20 protein-coding genes are annotated in these 16,162 nt (G+C 31.6%); 1 reads left to right on the forward strand and 19 read right to left on the reverse strand.

Translation table 11 applies throughout. The features are described 5' to 3' along the window. Nucleotides 1-58: 58 nt before the first annotated feature. The 14 genes from ABDZ69_RS13590 to ABDZ69_RS13655 form a co-directional block, all read right to left on the reverse strand. Nucleotides 59-1,237 (reverse strand): acetyl-CoA C-acetyltransferase, encoded by a 1,179-nt coding sequence (locus tag ABDZ69_RS13590; RefSeq protein ID WP_343770434.1) that lies wholly within the window; start codon nucleotides 1,235-1,237, stop codon nucleotides 59-61. Between the two features lie 128 nt (nucleotides 1,238-1,365). Further along, the gene (wecB, locus tag ABDZ69_RS13595; RefSeq protein WP_343770436.1) at nucleotides 1,366-2,520 is read right to left on the reverse strand and encodes a non-hydrolyzing UDP-N-acetylglucosamine 2-epimerase; all 1,155 of its coding nucleotides are present in this window, start codon (nucleotides 2,518-2,520) and stop codon (nucleotides 1,366-1,368) included. 27 nt (nucleotides 2,521-2,547) lie between these two features. After that, entirely contained in the window at nucleotides 2,548-3,582 is a 1,035-nt protein-coding gene (locus ABDZ69_RS13600) for a glycosyltransferase family 4 protein (protein ID WP_343770437.1), read from the reverse strand. 36 nt (nucleotides 3,583-3,618) lie between these two features. Further along, complete coding sequence (locus ABDZ69_RS13605; protein WP_343770439.1) at nucleotides 3,619-4,107, reverse strand: deoxycytidylate deaminase; 489 nt, start codon at nucleotides 4,105-4,107, stop codon at nucleotides 3,619-3,621. Nucleotides 4,108-4,185: 78 nt separating this feature from the next. Next, the gene (gene upp, locus ABDZ69_RS13610; RefSeq protein WP_343770441.1) at nucleotides 4,186-4,815 is read right to left on the reverse strand and encodes a uracil phosphoribosyltransferase; all 630 of its coding nucleotides are present in this window, start codon (nucleotides 4,813-4,815) and stop codon (nucleotides 4,186-4,188) included. An 18-nt stretch (nucleotides 4,816-4,833) separates the two neighbouring features. Then, complete coding sequence (gene rpiB, locus ABDZ69_RS13615; RefSeq protein ID WP_343770443.1) at nucleotides 4,834-5,283, reverse strand: ribose 5-phosphate isomerase B; 450 nt, start codon at nucleotides 5,281-5,283, stop codon at nucleotides 4,834-4,836. Nucleotides 5,284-5,338: 55 nt separating this feature from the next. Next, the gene (locus tag ABDZ69_RS13620) at nucleotides 5,339-5,794 is read right to left on the reverse strand and encodes a low molecular weight protein arginine phosphatase (RefSeq protein WP_343770444.1); all 456 of its coding nucleotides are present in this window, start codon (nucleotides 5,792-5,794) and stop codon (nucleotides 5,339-5,341) included. Between the two features lie 84 nt (nucleotides 5,795-5,878). Further along, complete coding sequence (locus ABDZ69_RS13625; RefSeq protein WP_343770446.1) at nucleotides 5,879-6,931, reverse strand: L-threonylcarbamoyladenylate synthase; 1,053 nt, start codon at nucleotides 6,929-6,931, stop codon at nucleotides 5,879-5,881. A gap of 46 nt (nucleotides 6,932-6,977) precedes the next feature. Further along, the gene (locus tag ABDZ69_RS13630; protein WP_343770448.1) at nucleotides 6,978-7,676 is read right to left on the reverse strand and encodes a ZIP family metal transporter; all 699 of its coding nucleotides are present in this window, start codon (nucleotides 7,674-7,676) and stop codon (nucleotides 6,978-6,980) included. 60 nt (nucleotides 7,677-7,736) lie between these two features. Beyond that, entirely contained in the window at nucleotides 7,737-8,315 is a 579-nt protein-coding gene (locus ABDZ69_RS13635) for a hypothetical protein (RefSeq protein WP_343770449.1), read from the reverse strand. 20 nt (nucleotides 8,316-8,335) lie between these two features. Beyond that, nucleotides 8,336-9,409, reverse strand: a complete 1,074-nt coding sequence (gene prfA, locus ABDZ69_RS13640; RefSeq protein ID WP_343770450.1) for a peptide chain release factor 1 — start codon at nucleotides 9,407-9,409, stop codon at nucleotides 8,336-8,338. 77 nt (nucleotides 9,410-9,486) lie between these two features. Next, nucleotides 9,487-10,353, reverse strand: coding sequence for a peptide chain release factor N(5)-glutamine methyltransferase (gene prmC, locus ABDZ69_RS13645; RefSeq protein WP_343770686.1), 867 nt, complete (start codon nucleotides 10,351-10,353; stop codon nucleotides 9,487-9,489). Beyond that, the gene (locus ABDZ69_RS13650; protein WP_343770452.1) at nucleotides 10,346-11,260 is read right to left on the reverse strand and encodes a DUF1385 domain-containing protein; all 915 of its coding nucleotides are present in this window, start codon (nucleotides 11,258-11,260) and stop codon (nucleotides 10,346-10,348) included. The genes prmC and ABDZ69_RS13650 overlap by 8 nt, the downstream gene beginning before the upstream one ends. After that, nucleotides 11,260-11,847 carry a thymidine kinase gene (locus ABDZ69_RS13655; RefSeq protein WP_343770454.1) on the reverse strand — a complete coding sequence of 196 codons (588 nt, stop codon included), beginning with the start codon at nucleotides 11,845-11,847 and terminating at the stop codon, nucleotides 11,260-11,262. The genes ABDZ69_RS13650 and ABDZ69_RS13655 overlap by 1 nt, the downstream gene beginning before the upstream one ends. Nucleotides 11,848-12,026: 179 nt before the next feature. Between ABDZ69_RS13655 and rpmE the strand changes: the two genes are divergently transcribed. Next, nucleotides 12,027-12,239, forward strand: coding sequence for a 50S ribosomal protein L31 (gene rpmE, locus ABDZ69_RS13660; RefSeq protein WP_343770456.1), 213 nt, complete (start codon nucleotides 12,027-12,029; stop codon nucleotides 12,237-12,239). A 64-nt stretch (nucleotides 12,240-12,303) separates the two neighbouring features. On the opposite strand, the gene rho is transcribed toward rpmE, so the two are convergent. The 5 genes from rho to ABDZ69_RS13685 form a co-directional block, all read right to left on the reverse strand. Next, nucleotides 12,304-13,719: a transcription termination factor Rho gene (gene rho / locus ABDZ69_RS13665; protein WP_425544657.1), complete on the reverse strand. Its 1,416-nt coding sequence runs from the start codon at nucleotides 13,717-13,719 to the stop codon at nucleotides 12,304-12,306. Nucleotides 13,720-13,885: 166 nt separating this feature from the next. Beyond that, nucleotides 13,886-14,227 carry a hypothetical protein gene (locus ABDZ69_RS13670; protein WP_343770458.1) on the reverse strand — a complete coding sequence of 114 codons (342 nt, stop codon included), beginning with the start codon at nucleotides 14,225-14,227 and terminating at the stop codon, nucleotides 13,886-13,888. 124 nt (nucleotides 14,228-14,351) lie between these two features. Further along, nucleotides 14,352-14,654, reverse strand: a complete 303-nt coding sequence (locus ABDZ69_RS13675; protein WP_343770459.1) for a ribose-5-phosphate isomerase — start codon at nucleotides 14,652-14,654, stop codon at nucleotides 14,352-14,354. A 76-nt stretch (nucleotides 14,655-14,730) separates the two neighbouring features. After that, nucleotides 14,731-15,153: a YwiB family protein gene (locus tag ABDZ69_RS13680; protein WP_425544658.1), complete on the reverse strand. Its 423-nt coding sequence runs from the start codon at nucleotides 15,151-15,153 to the stop codon at nucleotides 14,731-14,733. A 23-nt stretch (nucleotides 15,154-15,176) separates the two neighbouring features. Further along, nucleotides 15,177-16,160 carry a tRNA 4-thiouridine(8) synthase ThiI gene (locus ABDZ69_RS13685; protein ID WP_343770461.1) on the reverse strand — a complete coding sequence of 328 codons (984 nt, stop codon included), beginning with the start codon at nucleotides 16,158-16,160 and terminating at the stop codon, nucleotides 15,177-15,179. Between the last annotated feature and the right edge of the window lie 2 nt (nucleotides 16,161-16,162).

The following is a 16,162-nucleotide window of genomic DNA, read 5'->3' on the forward strand; positions in this document are numbered from 1 at the left end:
AAAGGCAGATAGTTTTCTAGAAAGAAAACTATCTTCCTTTTTTATTATTTACTATATATTATCTTTCAACGATAAGAGCTGTTCCCATTCCTCCACCTATACAAAGAGTAGCTAATCCCTTCTTAGCGTCTCTTTTATTCATTTCATGAAGAAGTGTAACTAGTATTCTTGCACCTGATGCTCCTATTGGATGTCCAAGAGCTATAGCTCCACCATTTACGTTAACTTTTTCCATATCAAATTTCAAATCTTTTCCTACTGCTAAACTCTGAGAAGCAAAAGCTTCATTAGCTTCTATTAAGTCAATATCTTCAATAGTTAAGTTAGCTTTTTCTAAAGCTATCTTTGTTGAATGGAATGGTCCGTATCCCATTATTGAAGGTTCTAATCCTGCTGAACCATAAGAAGTAATTTTTGCTAATGGTGTTATTCCTAATTCTTTAGCCTTGTCAGCGCTCATTATAACTAGTGCCGCCGCACCATCATTGATACCTGATGCGTTACCCGCTGTAACTGTTCCATCCTTCTTGAATGCTGGCTTTAATTTAGTTAAACTTTCTATAGTTGTTCCGAACTTTGGATACTCATCTGTATCAAAAGCTACTGGTTCTCCCTTTCTTTGAGGGATCATTACTGGAACTATTTCGTCTTTAAATTTTCCTTCTTTTATAGCTTTTTCAGCCTTTTGTTGAGAAGCTGCTGCGAAAGCATCCTGCTCTTCTCTAGTCAATCCCCATTGTTCAGCAATATTTTCAGCTGTTATTCCCATGTGATAGTTATTGAAAGCATCCCATAAACCATCGTTTATCATGGTATCAACCATTTGTCCATTACCCATTCTTTGTCCCCATCTAGCTGTTTGTAATATGTATGGTGCCTTTGACATACTTTCCATTCCACCAGCAACTATTACGTCAGCATCTCCAGCTTTTATCATTTGGCAAGCTAAACTAACAGCTCTTAATCCTGAACCACAAACTTTATTTAAAGTAAATGCTGGAACTTCGTTTGGTAATCCTGCCTTTATAACAGCTTGTCTTGCAACGTTTTGTCCAAGTCCCGCCTGCAAAACGTTACCCATTATAACTTCTTGAACTTGTTCACCTTTGATTCCTGCTCTGTTTATAGCTTCTTTTATAACTGTAGCTCCTAAATCTGCTGCAGCAACATCCTTTAATCCTCCACCAAAGGCTCCTATTGCTGTTCTAACCGCACTTGCAATTACTACTTCTCTCATTAATAAACCCTCCTATTATTATAATTATAAATTTTTCATACTAAATAACTGATTATTTTGTCAACAATTTAATTATAAACCTATTCTGTTATTTTATCAATATAAAGTTGTTAAAAAAAACACAAAGTTTATACTATATTATAATCTTCTGGTCTATTCTTCTCGAAACCATAGTAATACAAGATACTTTCAGCTATTCTAATAGAAGCATTCCCATCTCCATAAGGGTTTATGGCCTTACTCATTTTTTCATATTTCAAAAAATCCCTAATTAAACCATTTGTTTCTGTTAATATATCTTCAATCTTTGTTCCGACAATTTTCACCGTTCCAGCATTTACTGCCTCTTGTCTTTCAGTCACATCTCTTAGAAGAATCACAGGTTTTCCTAAGTGAGGTGCTTCCTCTTGCAGTCCACCGGAATCCGTCATAACTAAGTAACATTTATTCATTAGATTATGGGTTTCTTTTGTATCTAAAGGAGGAAGAATGTGTATTCTATCTAAATTTCCTAAATGCTTTATAACCACATCTTTTACCAATGGATTTAAATGTGCTAAATAAACCACTTCTACATCTTCGTTGGTTGCTACAATTTCTTTTAATGCTATACATATATTTTCTATGCCCTTACCCCAATTTTCTCTTCTATGGGCTGTAACCATTATAATCTTTTTATTATTATAATCTATTTCATTTAATAATGAATTTTGAAACACATAATTTTTTTCTACAGTAAAATTCATAGCATCAATTACAGTATTACCAGTTACAAAAATATCTTTTTCCGCTACACCTTCTCTTAATAAATTTTCTTTAGAAGTAGTAGTTGGTGCAAAATGCAGATCTGCAATAGAACCTGTTAATTTTCTATTCATCTCTTCTGGAAATGGAAAATACTTATCAAAGGTTCTTAGTCCTGCTTCTACATGACCCACTTTAATTTTATTATAAAAAGCAGCTAATGCACCTGCAAAAGTCGTTGTAGTATCTCCATGAACCAATATTAAGTTAGGCTTTTCTTTATCGAATATATCCTTTAATCCTTCTAATACCCTGGTGGTAATACCAGTAAGACTTTGTTTGTCCTTCATTATATTTAAATCATAATCAGGAATTATATGAAATAAATCTAAAACTTGATCTAACATTTCCCTATGCTGCGCTGTAACACATACCTTATTTTCGATTTCACTTATATTTTCTAACTCCTTAACTAAAGGAGCCATCTTTATCGCTTCAGGTCTAGTACCAAATATAGTAATAACCTTAATTTTATTCATAACTCTACCTCCACAATTTATTGGCAGTTATTCTTTATGCTTGAAAAAACCATATTTCCAAGCAATTATAACAAGCATAGACATTACTATAGCTAATAAAAAATAAGAGCTTTGACTGCTTACTTGCATGGCTAAAATTGCAAAACTTCCTAGTATTGCGCTTATTAAGTACATTATTATAACAGCTTGCCTCTGAGTTAAACCCATGTCTAGCAATCTATGGTGTAAGTGGCCCTTATCCGCTTCCATTATAGGTTTTCCATTTATCTTTCTTCTAATCATAGCAAATAAAGTATCGTATATAGGTAGACCCAGTGCTAAGATTGGTACCGAAATAGCAAAGGCAGCTGCAGATTTAATTGCCCCTTCAATGGATATTGAGGCTAATAAAAATCCAAGTAGTTGAGCCCCTGTATCTCCCATAAATATAGATGCCGGATTAAAATTATACGGAAGAAAACCTAATATCGCTCCGCATAGAGCTATAGTTAAGTAAGCAGCTTCAAATCTAGTTTTAATAGTAAATAATGTTATTATAAATAAAGTAAAGCAAGATATTAAAGCTACCCCTGCTGCCAATCCATCCAATCCATCTATTAAGTTTATGGAATTTGTGACTCCAACCACCCATAGTATAGTTAATGGTATGGATAAGTAACCCAAGTCTAACCATTGAGCAACCCCTGGGAAGGGATTTGTAATTAATGAGATTTTAACTCCATATACAATCAATATTCCAGCTGATGATAACTGAAACAAAAGTTTTACCAAAGGTTTTATTTCATATTTATCGTCTAAAAATCCACCTATCAAAATAATTGTTGCTCCTATTATTATTCCCTTTTGCGCCCTAGTTAAAGGACCTACTTTTAGTAAAACCGAAATAATAAAGGACATGTATATAGCTAATCCCCCCAATAGAGGCGTAGGTTTTTTATGTATTCTCCTCTTATCTTTAGGTATATCTATAACATTCAATTTATATGCAAGTTTTTTAACTAATGGTGTAAATAAAAACGATAATATAGTAGAAAAAATAGCTACTGTAAATAAATTTTTCATATTTTACCTCTCTAATCAATAAGGGCTAAATATTTATTAGTATCCGAATGTATCAGATAGTGAATCATCATTGTCAATCCATTCCTGCACTTTAATAACTCTATAATCTTTTTCAGTATCTCTAATTATTACAAACTCTATTCCTGAATTTATAATTAATCTTTTACACATAATGCATGAGTTAGCGTCTTTGACCAATTCTCCTGTATTGGCATCTTTACCTACAAGATACAAGGTACCCCCTATCATATCTTTTCTAGATGCACTTATTATAGCATTCGCCTCGGAATGTACTGATCTGCATAGCTCATATTGAGTTCCTCTAGGTACCTTTAATTGTTCTCTTCTGCAAAATCCTAAATCATTACAATTTTTTCTACCTCTAGGTGCCCCAGTATACCCTGTAGAAATAATTTCGTCATTTTTCACTATAGCACATCCATAATTTCTTCTCAAACAAGTGCCTCTTTCAAGAACTGTTTCAGCTATATCAAGATAATAATTATGTTTATCTCTTCTTTCCATTTTACATCCCCTCGTACAATATATCATTTACTATTATAGGTCAAAAAAACAAAGCTGGCAATGTGCCAGCTTTATTTTTTACTTAGTTCCAAATAATCTATCTCCTGCGTCTCCAAGACCTGGAACTATATATCCTTTTTCATTTAATTTTTCATCTATTTCTGCTATATAAATATCTACATCTGGGTGAGCCTCTTGAACAGCCTTTATTCCTTCAGGAGCAGCAATTAAGCACATAAGTCTTATGTATTTAGCTCCTTTAGCTTTTAAAAGAGTTATAGCATCTACAGCCGAACCTCCTGTAGCTAGCATTGGATCAGTAACTATAACATCTCTTTCTCCAATGTCTTGTGGAAGCTTGCAGAAATATTCCACAGGTTTTAAAGTTTCTTCATCTCTATATAGTCCTATGTGTCCTACCTTTGCTGCTGGTATCATGCTTAACATTCCATCTACCATTCCAAGACCAGCTCTTAATATAGGAACTATTGCTACCTTCTTTCCTGCTAGCATTTTGCATTTTGCAGTGCAGATTGGAGTTTCTATTTCAACTTCTTCTAGCTCTAAATCCCTTGTTACCTCATAAGCCATAAGCATAGCTACTTCTTCAACTAATTCTCTAAATTCCTTTGACCCAGTGTTTTTATCTCTTATAAAACTTAATTTATGTAGTATTAAAGGATGTCCTATTTGTGTTACTTTGCTCATATTAATTCCTCCTAAAATTTATTTATTATATTTTTTCTCAATTTGTGATATTTTATCGACTCTTCTTGCATGTCTTCCGCCCTCATATTTTGCTCCCAAAAAAGCATCCACTATATCAAGGGCTAAACCTAAGCCTACAACTCTTTGACCTAGAGCTAATATATTTGCATCATTATGTTCTCTACATGAATGTGCACTAAAAGTATCTCCACAAAGAGCAGCTCTTACTCCCGGAACTTTATTTGCAGCAATGCTTATTCCTATACCTGTACCGCAAATTAATATACCAAAGTCAAATCTTTTACTAACTACTTCTTCTGCTACTAACAATCCGTAGTCAGAGTAGTCACAAGAATCCTCTGATAGAGTACCAAAATCTCTAACTTCAATACCCTTTTTCTCCAAATGTTTAATAATTTCCTTTTTTAAAGGTAAACCTGCATGGTCACTTCCTAATGCAATTTTCATTGCTACACCTCCATAATTTAATAATTAATTACGCAAAAAAGGAAGATTAAGCATTCTACCGAATACCCTTATCTTCCTCTAATTTATTTAATAGTAATAAAATACTATTTTTAAGCTCTTTGAATGTATTATTATAAACGTCAATGTTGCCGCCATACGGGTCAATTATATCCCCTTCTATGCCGACATAGCTGTTTAATGAAAATACTTTCTCCTTATACTCAGGAAATTTATGAATTATTAATTCTCTCATGTATGAAGTCATAGTTAATATTAAATCAGAGTCATTAATTAATTCTTCTGTTAATTTAACTGCATATCTATCTTTTATATCTATTCCAAACTCATCCTTAACTATTAAAGCAGAATTTAAAGAGGTTTTACTATAAGGTATTGCAGCTAAACCTGCTGAAAATGCTATATGAAAACTTTCATTTTTTAATGAATTAAAGATGACTTCAGCCATACAACTTCTACAAGTATTTCCTGTACATAAAAACAGTATTTTCATAAGCACCTCCATAAAATTTTTATAACTATCGTTAAAGATTTTAGCTTATTACATATGATATGTCAACCATTATTATAAGAATAATTATACATTAATTATATTGTATCCTGATGATTTTTTTAATCTATTCATAATTGCAATACCTATACCTTTTTCTTCAAAGCATTCTGAAAATATTTCATGTACCCCTTTGTCATCAAAAACTCTCAAAGTTTCAAATAGGTTTTTCCCCAAAGTTTTCATATCCTTTATACTTCCTAAGGATATAACTAAAGCATCTTTATATAGATCTTTAGTTTCTTCTGTAGCAATTACCCCTATCATCTTATTTTCTTTTTTATATTCCTCAACCATACTATTTATCTTTTCTACTACCTTATCTCTCTGTCCTTGAATAATGTATAAAGGAGCTTTCGGCGCATAATGCCTATATTTCATCCCTGGAGCTTTAGGCTTAAAGGTTTCATCAATCTTTTTTAGTATTGCAGGGTCTATATAAATATTTTCATCTATTTCTTGTAACATCTCTAAAGTAACTCCACCAGGTCTGAGTACACAAGGAGGATATTCTGTACAATCTACAACTGTGGACTCTAAGCCAAAGTCACATTTCTCTCCTCCTATTATATAATCTACCTTACCAAAAAGATCTTCAATGCATCTTTCCATATCCGTTGGACTTGGTCTTCCAGAAATATTAGCCGATGGTGCCGCAATAGGAACTTTAGATTCCTCTATAAGCTTAGCTGCAATAATATTTGAAGGCATCCTTATTCCAACGCTATCCAGTCCAGCACTGGTTTCTAATGGAATCAATTCTGATTTTTTTAGTATTATAGTTAATGGTCCTGGCCAAAATTTTTCCATTAAACTCTTTGCTATTTCAGGTATTTCCTTTACCAACGGCTTAATACTCCCTACATCTGCTATATGAACAATTAGAGGATTATCTTGAGGTCTTCCCTTTGCCTTAAATATTTTTTTTACTGCCTCTCCATCTAAAGCATTAGCCCCCAAGCCATATACAGTTTCCGTTGGAAAAACTACTAATCCGCCTTCTCTTACAATTCTTCCGCACTCTATTAAAGTTTCTTCATCTAAATTTTGTTCATATAAATAAACAACCTTTGTATCCAAAATTACATCTCCCTTTAGTGTAAATAAATATTTTCAAGAACTATGTTTATAATAAAGAAATTATCACTAATCCAAAAATTATACCTCCTATCACACCTAAAGTACTTTCAGACTCCGGTATCATTTCTCCACAAACCACATAAAGCATTATACCTGAAGCAAAAGACAGACTTAATCCTAGCGCATTTGTAGATAGTTTGCCTATGTACGTTCCTATAAAAGTCCCTATGATCGTAGGAGTAGCTGTAGCTATAGTATATATTAGTATTTTAAATCTCTTCATTTTTGATGCTCTTAAAGGTGCTGCTATAGCTATACCTTCTGGTATGTCATGTATAGCAATTATTATACTCATTTTTATACCTAAGCTACTTCCCGCTGCAAATCCACAACCCATAATTACCCCTTCTGGAAAGTTGTGAATCATTAAACCTACAGCTGTAATTAAAGCCATCTTAATGTTTCTATCTACTTTTTTATCTTGTAGCCTATTATCTATCAAACTTACAAGTATAATACCACATAAACAAGTAATTGCTGTATTAATAAAACTCCAATTTTGCAGAGCCTCTGGAATTAAATCAAAAACCACTACAGCCAGCATAAGCCCTCCAGCAAAACCAATTAATATGCTTAATAGTTGCTTTGACGGATTTTTAATCCCCACTCCAATAAAAGCTCCTATAGCAGTGCCTAGAAGCGATATTATACTTCCTAGTATAATCAACAATATTAACTTATTCAATTTACCACCTTCTCAATTTTACTCTCTTTAGATAATATTGAAGGTGGTTTATAAATATTCTTAATTCACTTCATTTCTATATTCTTTAATTTTTTCTATAGTCTCATCCGTAAAATAGGCATATACACAATTTTTATAAATTACATCTAAAAGTTTATATTTTAAATATTTTCCTCTTTTTATAATAACATAAAAATAATCCTTTTCTGGATTTAAAATCTTCATTTTATTATAATAATGGGCTATATATCCATGGTTTTTTAAGAACTTTTCACTTATTGGAAACACCTTTTTATTTCTAAATTTAGCTGTAGCTATTATTACTACTGAAAAATCCTTTTCTTCCACATGTACTAACGCTACTTTATTGCAAATTATAGTTAAACTCTCTTTCTTTATGCCTGAAACTACCTTAATTTTATAACCCTCATCAAAGATTTTAAGGTTTTCATTATTTATTTTCCTAATAATAGCAATTATTATTAATGTTTCTATCAATGCCAAGTATACTATATAAAAAACATTTGTTTCTTTTGTAATCACTAATGCTATTGGCAAAGCAAAAAAAATAAAGCCCATTATTAGCAGAAATCTTTTATAAGATTTTTTTTGCTTTATAATGGCTTTATTTATATTCATGGCTTACCTCTTTCTTAATATTAGTTATTTCCTAACTTTTTCATTTTCTCTGCCTGGTCCGTAGTTATAAGAGCATCTAACATTTCATTTATATCTCCATCAAGGAAAGAATCTAATCTATAAAGAGTTAATCCTATTCTATGGTCTGTAACTCTTCCTTGAGGATAGTTGTAAGTTCTTATTCTCTCACTTCTATCTCCCGTACCAACCTGACTTTTTCTATCTTCTGCTATACCTGCAGTTCTTTCTGCCTGAGCAATATCAAACAGTCTTGACTTCAATACCTTCATTGCCTTCTCTTTATTTTTAAGCTGAGATTTTTCATCTTGGCAAGACACTACAAGTCCAGTAGGTAAGTGAGTAAGTCTAACTGCTGAGTCTGTGGTATTAACTGACTGACCACCATGTCCTGAGGATCTAAATACATCTACTCTAATATCATTTAGATTTATTTCAACATCAACATCTTCTACCTCAGGTAAAACCGCTACTGTAGAAGTAGATGTATGAATTCTTCCGCTAGATTCTGTATCTGGAACCCTTTGAACTCTATGAACTCCACTTTCATACTTTAATCTGCTATAAGCTCCCTTTCCTTTAATCATAAATACTACTTCTTTTAGTCCGCCAATATCTGTTTCATTAGAGCTTACAGGTTCTATTTTCCAACCAGTTCTTTCTGCGTATCTTGTATACATTCTGAAGAGATTAGCTGCAAATAACGCAGCTTCATCTCCCCCTGCTCCTCCTCTTATTTCAACAAAAACGTTCTTGTCATCGTTAGGATCTTTAGGAAGCATAAGTATCTTTAGCTCATTTTCTAAAGTCTCTTGTAGAGTTGTTAACTCTTTTATTTCCTCTTGAACCATTTCTTTAAGTTCTTTATCTAAGTCTTCTCTTAGCATTTCTTTGTCAGCTTCTAGGCTGTCCTGTGCTTTTTTATATTCTCTATATTTTACAACTATTTCTTCTAAGTCTGAATGCTCTTTACAAAGTCTTTGCCACTCTTTTTGATCTGCCATAACTGAAGGATCACTTATTTTTATGGACAACTCTTCATATTTACTTTCTATAAAATTAAGTCTATCTAACATATTTTCTCACTCCGTAATAATATTTTAACAACTATTTATTATAACATAAATTTTTTATATAAATCAACGAGTTTCTACTAAAGTTTTTTGCCTACAACCACTCTATCTAGCCCCGCTAAATCCTTTATACACTCTATTTCCTCAAAACCATCTTCCTCAAGCAAGCTCATTACTTCTTTTCCTTGATTATATCCAATTTCAAAGGCTATCATACCTTTACTATTTAATATATCCCTACTTTGAAAAACAATTTTTCTATAAAAGTCTAATCCGTCTTCCCCACCATGTAACGCCCTATGTGGCTCATAGTTTTTAACATCTTCCATAAGTTCTTTCATGTCTTCTTCACTAATATATGGAGGATTAGAAACTACAACATCATATTTTTTATTTTCATTTATTGCATAAGTTAGTAAATCACTTCTATATACTTTAACTCTCTCATGTAAATTGTGAAGCAATATATTCTTATAGGTTACTTCCAAGGGTATATCTTCGATATCGTAGCAATCAACAAGAGTATTCTCCTTATACTTTGCTAATGATATGCCGATGATACCACTGCCACAGCAAAGATCACATAAAGTCTCGTATTTATTTTTAGTTACTTCTTCAATAACTTTTTCCACTAAAATTTCTGTATCCGGCCTTGGAATTAACACTCCTTCTTTTATTAAAAAGTCTAAATTCATAAATTCACACTGCCCTAGAATATATTTTACAGGCATTTTATTCTTTCTTAAATTTACTAATTTAAAATATTCTTCTACTTCCTTTAAACTTATCTCTAGGTCTCTATTTAACATAATAAATAACTTATCCTTATTTATTACCTTTCCTAAAAGGAGTTGACAATCTAACCTATAGCTTGGTATATTTTCTTCCCTTAATATATTAAAGCCCTTAATTAAAAGTTCTCCAATAGTATTTTTAACCTTAGTCATCAACATCTATTCCTTCCGCTACTTTTAAGGATTTTATAGCAACTTCTAATTGAGATAAATCTGGTTCATTAGTAGTAATCTTTTGAAGTGCTAACCCTGGCATTGCCATAACTTTAGATAAATAACTTTCCCCTCTACCCATCCATTTTATTATTTCATAAGTTATTCCTGAAACTACTGGGAGAAGTAGTATCCTGTATAAAATTCTTTGAGTTAAACTTTGCCAACCAACAAGAGAAAATAACATTATGCTTACTATCATGACTAAAAACATAAAATTTGTTCCACATCTTGGGTGAAGTCTAGTGTATTTTTGAGCATTTTCTGGAGTTAATTCATCTCCACTTTCATAACAAAATATAGTTTTATGTTCTGCACCATGATATTGAAAAACTCTTTTAATATCTTCCATTTTGCTTATAAGAGTTATATATATTATAAATAGAGTTACCCTTATTATCCCTTCTATTATATTTAACATTACCGTATTTTCTATTCCAAATTTTTTAAATAAGTTAGCTACTACATTAGGTAAAGCAACAAATAAGGATATAGATATAATCATGGAAATTACAAATGAAAACCCCATTAAAACATCATTACTTTTATCCTTAAAAACTCCTTGAAACCACTTATCAAATTTTGATTCTTCCTCCTCCTCTTCAAAAAAGGAGGCGGAATAGTTTAAACTTTTCATACCTACTATCAAAGACTCTATCAAAGACACAAATCCTCTTATTATAGGAAGTCCTAATATTTTATTCCTTTTTGAATAAGGAATGAATTCCTCTTTAGTTACTACTATTTCTCCATCACTTTTTCTCACCGCAGTAGCTATGCCGGTTTTACCCCTCATCATTACCCCTTCTATAAGAGCCTGTCCACCAACATTGCAGTTTTTTCTCATTATCTCACCCCATCTTTTAATACTTCATGACATTTTCTACATCTTGCCTCATAAGACTCCATTGCTCCAACTAAAACTATTGGGTCGTCATATTTAGGGGGCTGTCCATTTATTAGCCTTTGAGTTCTAGTGGCAGGCCTTCCACATTTCATGCACACTGCTTGTATTTTATCTACAAACTCAGCTACAGACATAAGCTCTGGCATACTTCCAAAAGGTTCTCCTCTAAAATCCATATCTAAACCCGCACATATTACCCTCTTATGTTTATCCGCAAGAGCACATACGACTTTCACAATATTTTCATCGAAAAACTGTGCTTCATCGATGGCCACCACATCCGCATCTTCATGTATTAATTCTAATATCTGAGTAGAATTTCTAACAGGAATCGCCTCTTCCTTTTCTCCACAATGAGATACTACATCCTCTTTACTATATCTATTATCAATTTCTGGTTTAAACACTTGAACCTTTTGTTTTGCTATTTTTACTCTTCTAACTCTTCTTATAAGTTCCTCAGATTTCCCACTATACATAGGTCCTGCTATTACTTCAATCCATCCATGATTATCTGGTCCGTACATAAAATTAGCCCTCCTCTTAATTTATAAAACAAATTTATAAAACAACTATATTTTATCAGACCTAAAGAATATATTAAAGAGGTATAATTAAAATTTATTGACTCGTAGACTATGGCTATGTTATAATTTAGTAGTTAAAATTTCAGATATAGTGTAAAATTCGAAAGAGGTGAATAACAATGAGAGAAGGCATACATCCAAATTACCAAGAAGCGGTAGTTAAGTGTGCATGTGGAAATACTTTTACTACAGGTTCTACTAAAAATGAACTTAAAGTTGAAATATGCTCTAAATGCCACCCATTCTTCACTGGCAAACAGAACATAGTTGACGCTGCCGGAAGAGTAGAAAGATTTATGAGAAAGTTCAACATTGCTAAAGAACAAGAATAATATATCTTTTTTTGAATAAAAAGATAACCCGAATATTGATTTTTCAGTATTCGGGTTTATTTTTTTATTTGCCTTTTTCTTTAAAATCTAATTTACTTATAAGAGAAACAAACTCTTGATTATCCTTTGTCTTACATAACATATTTATTAATTGTTCTGTAACATTTTGCGTATTATTGTCATTATATAATACTTTTCTTATGTTAAATGCAGCTTCGTTCTCTATAGGAGAAAGTAATAAATCTTCTTTTCTCGTTCCAGATTTATAAATATCTATGGCTGGGAATATTCTTCTTTCTTGAAGTTTTCTATCTAAATGTACTTCCATATTTCCTGTACCTTTAAATTCTTCAAATATCATATCATCCATTCTACTACCTGTTTCAACTAGAGCAGTAGCAAGTATAGTTAAGCTTCCGCCTTCCTCAATATTTCTAGCCGCTCCGAAAAACTTTTTAGGCATAATTAGCGCTCCTGGATCAAGCCCTCCAGATAGAGTTCTTCCTGTAGGAGTTATTGTTAAATTATACGCTCTAGAGAGTCTAGTAATACTATCTAGCAATATTACTACATGTTGGCCCTGTTCTACCATTCTTTTAGCTCTTTCAAGAACCATGTACGCAACTTTAGTATGGTGATCTGGCTCTTCATCAAAGGTAGAGTAGATTACCTCTCCATTTATTGACCTTTGCATATCTGTTACTTCTTCAGGTCTTTCATCTATTAATAAAACTATTAATTTAACTTCTGGGTGATTGGATGAAACGCTCTGCGCTATCTTTTTAAGCAAGGTTGTTTTTCCTGCCTTTGGAGGGGCTACAATTATTCCTCTTTGACCCTTTCCGATAGGACATACTATATCCATTAATCTGGTTGACAAATCAGTACTAACGGTTTCTAGTCTTATTCTATTCTCAGGGTAAATTGGAGTTAATTTTTCGAAAGGTTTTCTTCTAACTGCCCTTTCAGGCTCTTCTCCGTTTACTCTCTCAACATACAGTAAGGCTTTAAATTTTTCTCCTTCTTTTGGAGTTCTAACCTTTCCTTCAACTTCGTCACCTGTTCTTAAATTGAATCTTCTTATTTGAGAAGGGGATACATATATATCATCTGGACCTGTTAAATAATTTTTACCTCTTAAAAAACCATAATTGTTAGTTTCAATTATTTCTAATACACCTTTTGCTGAATTAGATTCATTTATCATTTCAGCTAATCTTTCTTTTTTATCTTCAACTTTTTCACTTTCAACGTTTTGAGATTGATCCATCTTTTTATCTTTTTCTTCCTCTACAACATCATTTATTTCAGAAGATTTATTGACCTTAGGGCTGATTTTTTCCCTTAATATCATACCGTCTTTTTCTATGTACATAGGTGATACTTTCTTTATTTCTTCCATTAATTCAATCTTTTTAAATTTTGATATGTTTTTTATACCTAGCTCTTTTGCTAGCTCTTTCAATTCATTTAATGTCATATTTTCTAATTCGTTATTTGACAAAAATTGCACCTCCAATATTAAATTATAAACTCTATGTAAACAAAATTGGGAAAATCACAAGAAAAACTAGAAAGGATACATCGCTTTAATATTATACCTTATTTAAAAGTATTAATCTACATTTTTATATAACTTCTACCTATTATAGCCCATATATTTCCTTATTTAAATTATTATATTTCCATGTTTTATTACGGATTTCTATTCCATTTCCTATGTATAAAATAGGCATCCCTAATTTATCACAGCCACCTACAGCCACTGTTCCATTGATTAATTTCTTCAGCGAGAATTTATATCTATGATTATCTCCACAAATTGGACAAATTATACTTGTACTTATAAGTCCACCGTTAATTTCTACATCAAAAATCTCCCCAAATGACTCACAGCTTTGTTTTAGCCTAAACAAAGAGGTATTAGCTATATTGTATTTACTACTTTTATCTTTAATTGCAATACTCAAGTCAAAATTTAACATCATAAATACCACCCCTTTAAAGCTTTATTTCTTATCTTTAATAATTTCTATATTCCCTTACAAAATCCTTTATTAATATTGTTAAAAATAAAAATACATACCCCCTATAAGGGCATGCATTTTTACCTTACTTAATTTTTTCTATAATATTTTCCGCTTCAAAATACATATCTCTTATTCTTTTATTAAACATAATTTTTTCCTCTGCTCTTTTCATATCTTCTTTTATTTTAATATCATTTTGCATTTTAAAATCTTCTTCAAGTCTTTGTATATCTGCACAATTATACTTTTTTAAGAGAAGAAATAATAAATGTTTACAGTCTTCATCCTTTAATATTTTTATCAATTCATCTTTTTTTATACCTTTATATTCACATAGAAGTTCTATAATTATGTCATAATGAAGTTTATTAGTGAAATATTTCATAATATCATCTCCAAAACTTTATTTGTAATATTAACCAATAATCCTAATTTTAAACATAAAAGCACAATAGTTTTTACTATTGTGCTTTTATATTTATCTTTAATATAGTTTTTTGCGGCTTTTGCCCTGTAAAAGTAAGATTATATTTTATAACTACATCTCCACCTTCATCATCTACATTTATATTCAACTCTTTAGTCTCTATTTTTAATTCTAAAGGACCATAGGGTGTGTTATAAAGTACTATGTCATCTTTAGCTTTTTGGAACTCCATTTTTGCATTTGTAGTTCCCATTCTTATTAAAGAAAATTTATTATCCTTACAATTGATTTTGAAGGTAGTTGTAGTACCCTCCATACCTGATAATTCAGTTTCATCGTAAACTACATAATAGGAATTTTCTTTTTTATAAAAGCTACCAGGGGTAACTACCTCCACTATATCTTCTTTTTTATTTGACTGCATACTTGATACTGAAATAAGAGCAGTTTTTTTCAGAAAAATCACCTCCAACTAAGAATTTACTGTACTATGAATTTATTTATTTCCTCTTCTGTGGCTGGCACTGACTCTATAAAATTATCCTTTTCTCTATTAAAATATCCATAGTTAACTTTTAATATATCTTTTTCTCTACCTTTGCTATATCTGCCCGCAACCTTAGCTGCAAACTCAATGTCTTCTGCTTTAGGGTTTCCTATTACTATAATTGTAGAGCCATTAAAATTTGACACAGAAAATACTAAATCTTTTTCATCTAAGTATTTTGTAATTTCTTCTCCTTCTTCTTTAGTTCTGGTTGATATTATTTTTGCATTAGGAGATATTCTAAAATGTCTTCCATATCTTAAAAGTTCTAAATCTCTGTAAGTAGGTTCTGTAACATGGTCTAACAACTCTTTTAATCTTTTAGAGTAATTTGGTTCAGTAAGCTTGCAGCCCCCTGCTGGAGATGGGTATTCTTTAATTCCCCATTTTTCAGCTAATTCCATTTGAACTTTTCTTCCCCTTCCAGCTATATCTAATAACTCCTCTCTATTAACTAAGCCGTTGAGTTCCATAGCTGTAGGTAATAAATTCTTAGCACAAAGAGGTCTTAGTATTTTATCGCTAAAGCCCGAATGTTTTTTTACAATATCCAGTGCAGACCTATTTTGAGACATGGGTCTTTGATTAAGCACTTCTCCAGTTATAATGAACTCTGCTTCTAATTCTTCTAAAAGTTTCCCACTATAGTTCATCATTAAACTATGGCAATCTATACATGGATTCATATTTTTTCCATAACCGAATTTTGGCTCTCTTACAATTTGAAAATGCTCTTTGGAAAAGTCTACAACCTTTAATGGTATATCTATTTGTTTAGCCATTTTTTTAGCACTTTCTTCATTAAAAAAGTAAGATTTAAAACATATTCCAATTACTTCTATTCCTTGTTCCTTAATTAATTTTGCTGCTAAAATACTATCTAGTCCGCCTGATATCATTGCCAAAGCTCTTGTCATTT

The organism is Clostridium malenominatum (assembly GCF_039521365.1).
In the GTDB taxonomy this organism is placed as follows: domain Bacteria; phylum Bacillota; class Clostridia; order Clostridiales; family Clostridiaceae; genus Clostridium_AW; species Clostridium_AW malenominatum.

What these genes read in the sequence shown, in the direction of transcription:
- ABDZ69_RS13590 (WP_343770434.1), bottom strand. Translation starts at nt 1,237, where the DNA reads ATGAGAGAAGTAGTAATTGCAAGTGCGGTTAGAACAGCAATAGGAGCC.
- wecB (WP_343770436.1), bottom strand. Translation starts at nt 2,520, where the DNA reads ATGAATAAAATTAAGGTTATTACTATATTTGGTACTAGACCTGAAGCG.
- ABDZ69_RS13600 (WP_343770437.1), bottom strand. Translation starts at nt 3,582, where the DNA reads ATGAAAAATTTATTTACAGTAGCTATTTTTTCTACTATATTATCGTTT.
- ABDZ69_RS13605 (WP_343770439.1), bottom strand. Translation starts at nt 4,107, where the DNA reads ATGGAAAGAAGAGATAAACATAATTATTATCTTGATATAGCTGAAACA.
- upp (WP_343770441.1), bottom strand. Translation starts at nt 4,815, where the DNA reads ATGAGCAAAGTAACACAAATAGGACATCCTTTAATACTACATAAATTA.
- rpiB (WP_343770443.1), bottom strand. Translation starts at nt 5,283, where the DNA reads ATGAAAATTGCATTAGGAAGTGACCATGCAGGTTTACCTTTAAAAAAG.
- ABDZ69_RS13620 (WP_343770444.1), bottom strand. Translation starts at nt 5,794, where the DNA reads ATGAAAATACTGTTTTTATGTACAGGAAATACTTGTAGAAGTTGTATG.
- ABDZ69_RS13635 (WP_343770449.1), bottom strand. Translation starts at nt 8,315, where the DNA reads ATGAATATAAATAAAGCCATTATAAAGCAAAAAAAATCTTATAAAAGA.
- prfA (WP_343770450.1), bottom strand. Translation starts at nt 9,409, where the DNA reads ATGTTAGATAGACTTAATTTTATAGAAAGTAAATATGAAGAGTTGTCC.
- prmC (WP_343770686.1), bottom strand. Translation starts at nt 10,353, where the DNA reads ATGACTAAGGTTAAAAATACTATTGGAGAACTTTTAATTAAGGGCTTT.
- ABDZ69_RS13650 (WP_343770452.1), bottom strand. Translation starts at nt 11,260, where the DNA reads ATGAGAAAAAACTGCAATGTTGGTGGACAGGCTCTTATAGAAGGGGTA.
- ABDZ69_RS13655 (WP_343770454.1), bottom strand. Translation starts at nt 11,847, where the DNA reads ATGTACGGACCAGATAATCATGGATGGATTGAAGTAATAGCAGGACCT.
- rpmE (WP_343770456.1), top strand. Translation starts at nt 12,027, where the DNA reads ATGAGAGAAGGCATACATCCAAATTACCAAGAAGCGGTAGTTAAGTGT.
- rho (WP_425544657.1), bottom strand. Translation starts at nt 13,719, where the DNA reads ATGACATTAAATGAATTGAAAGAGCTAGCAAAAGAGCTAGGTATAAAA.
- ABDZ69_RS13670 (WP_343770458.1), bottom strand. Translation starts at nt 14,227, where the DNA reads ATGATGTTAAATTTTGACTTGAGTATTGCAATTAAAGATAAAAGTAGT.
- ABDZ69_RS13675 (WP_343770459.1), bottom strand. Translation starts at nt 14,654, where the DNA reads ATGAAATATTTCACTAATAAACTTCATTATGACATAATTATAGAACTT.
- ABDZ69_RS13685 (WP_343770461.1), bottom strand. Translation starts at nt 16,160, where the DNA reads ATGACAAGAGCTTTGGCAATGATATCAGGCGGACTAGATAGTATTTTA.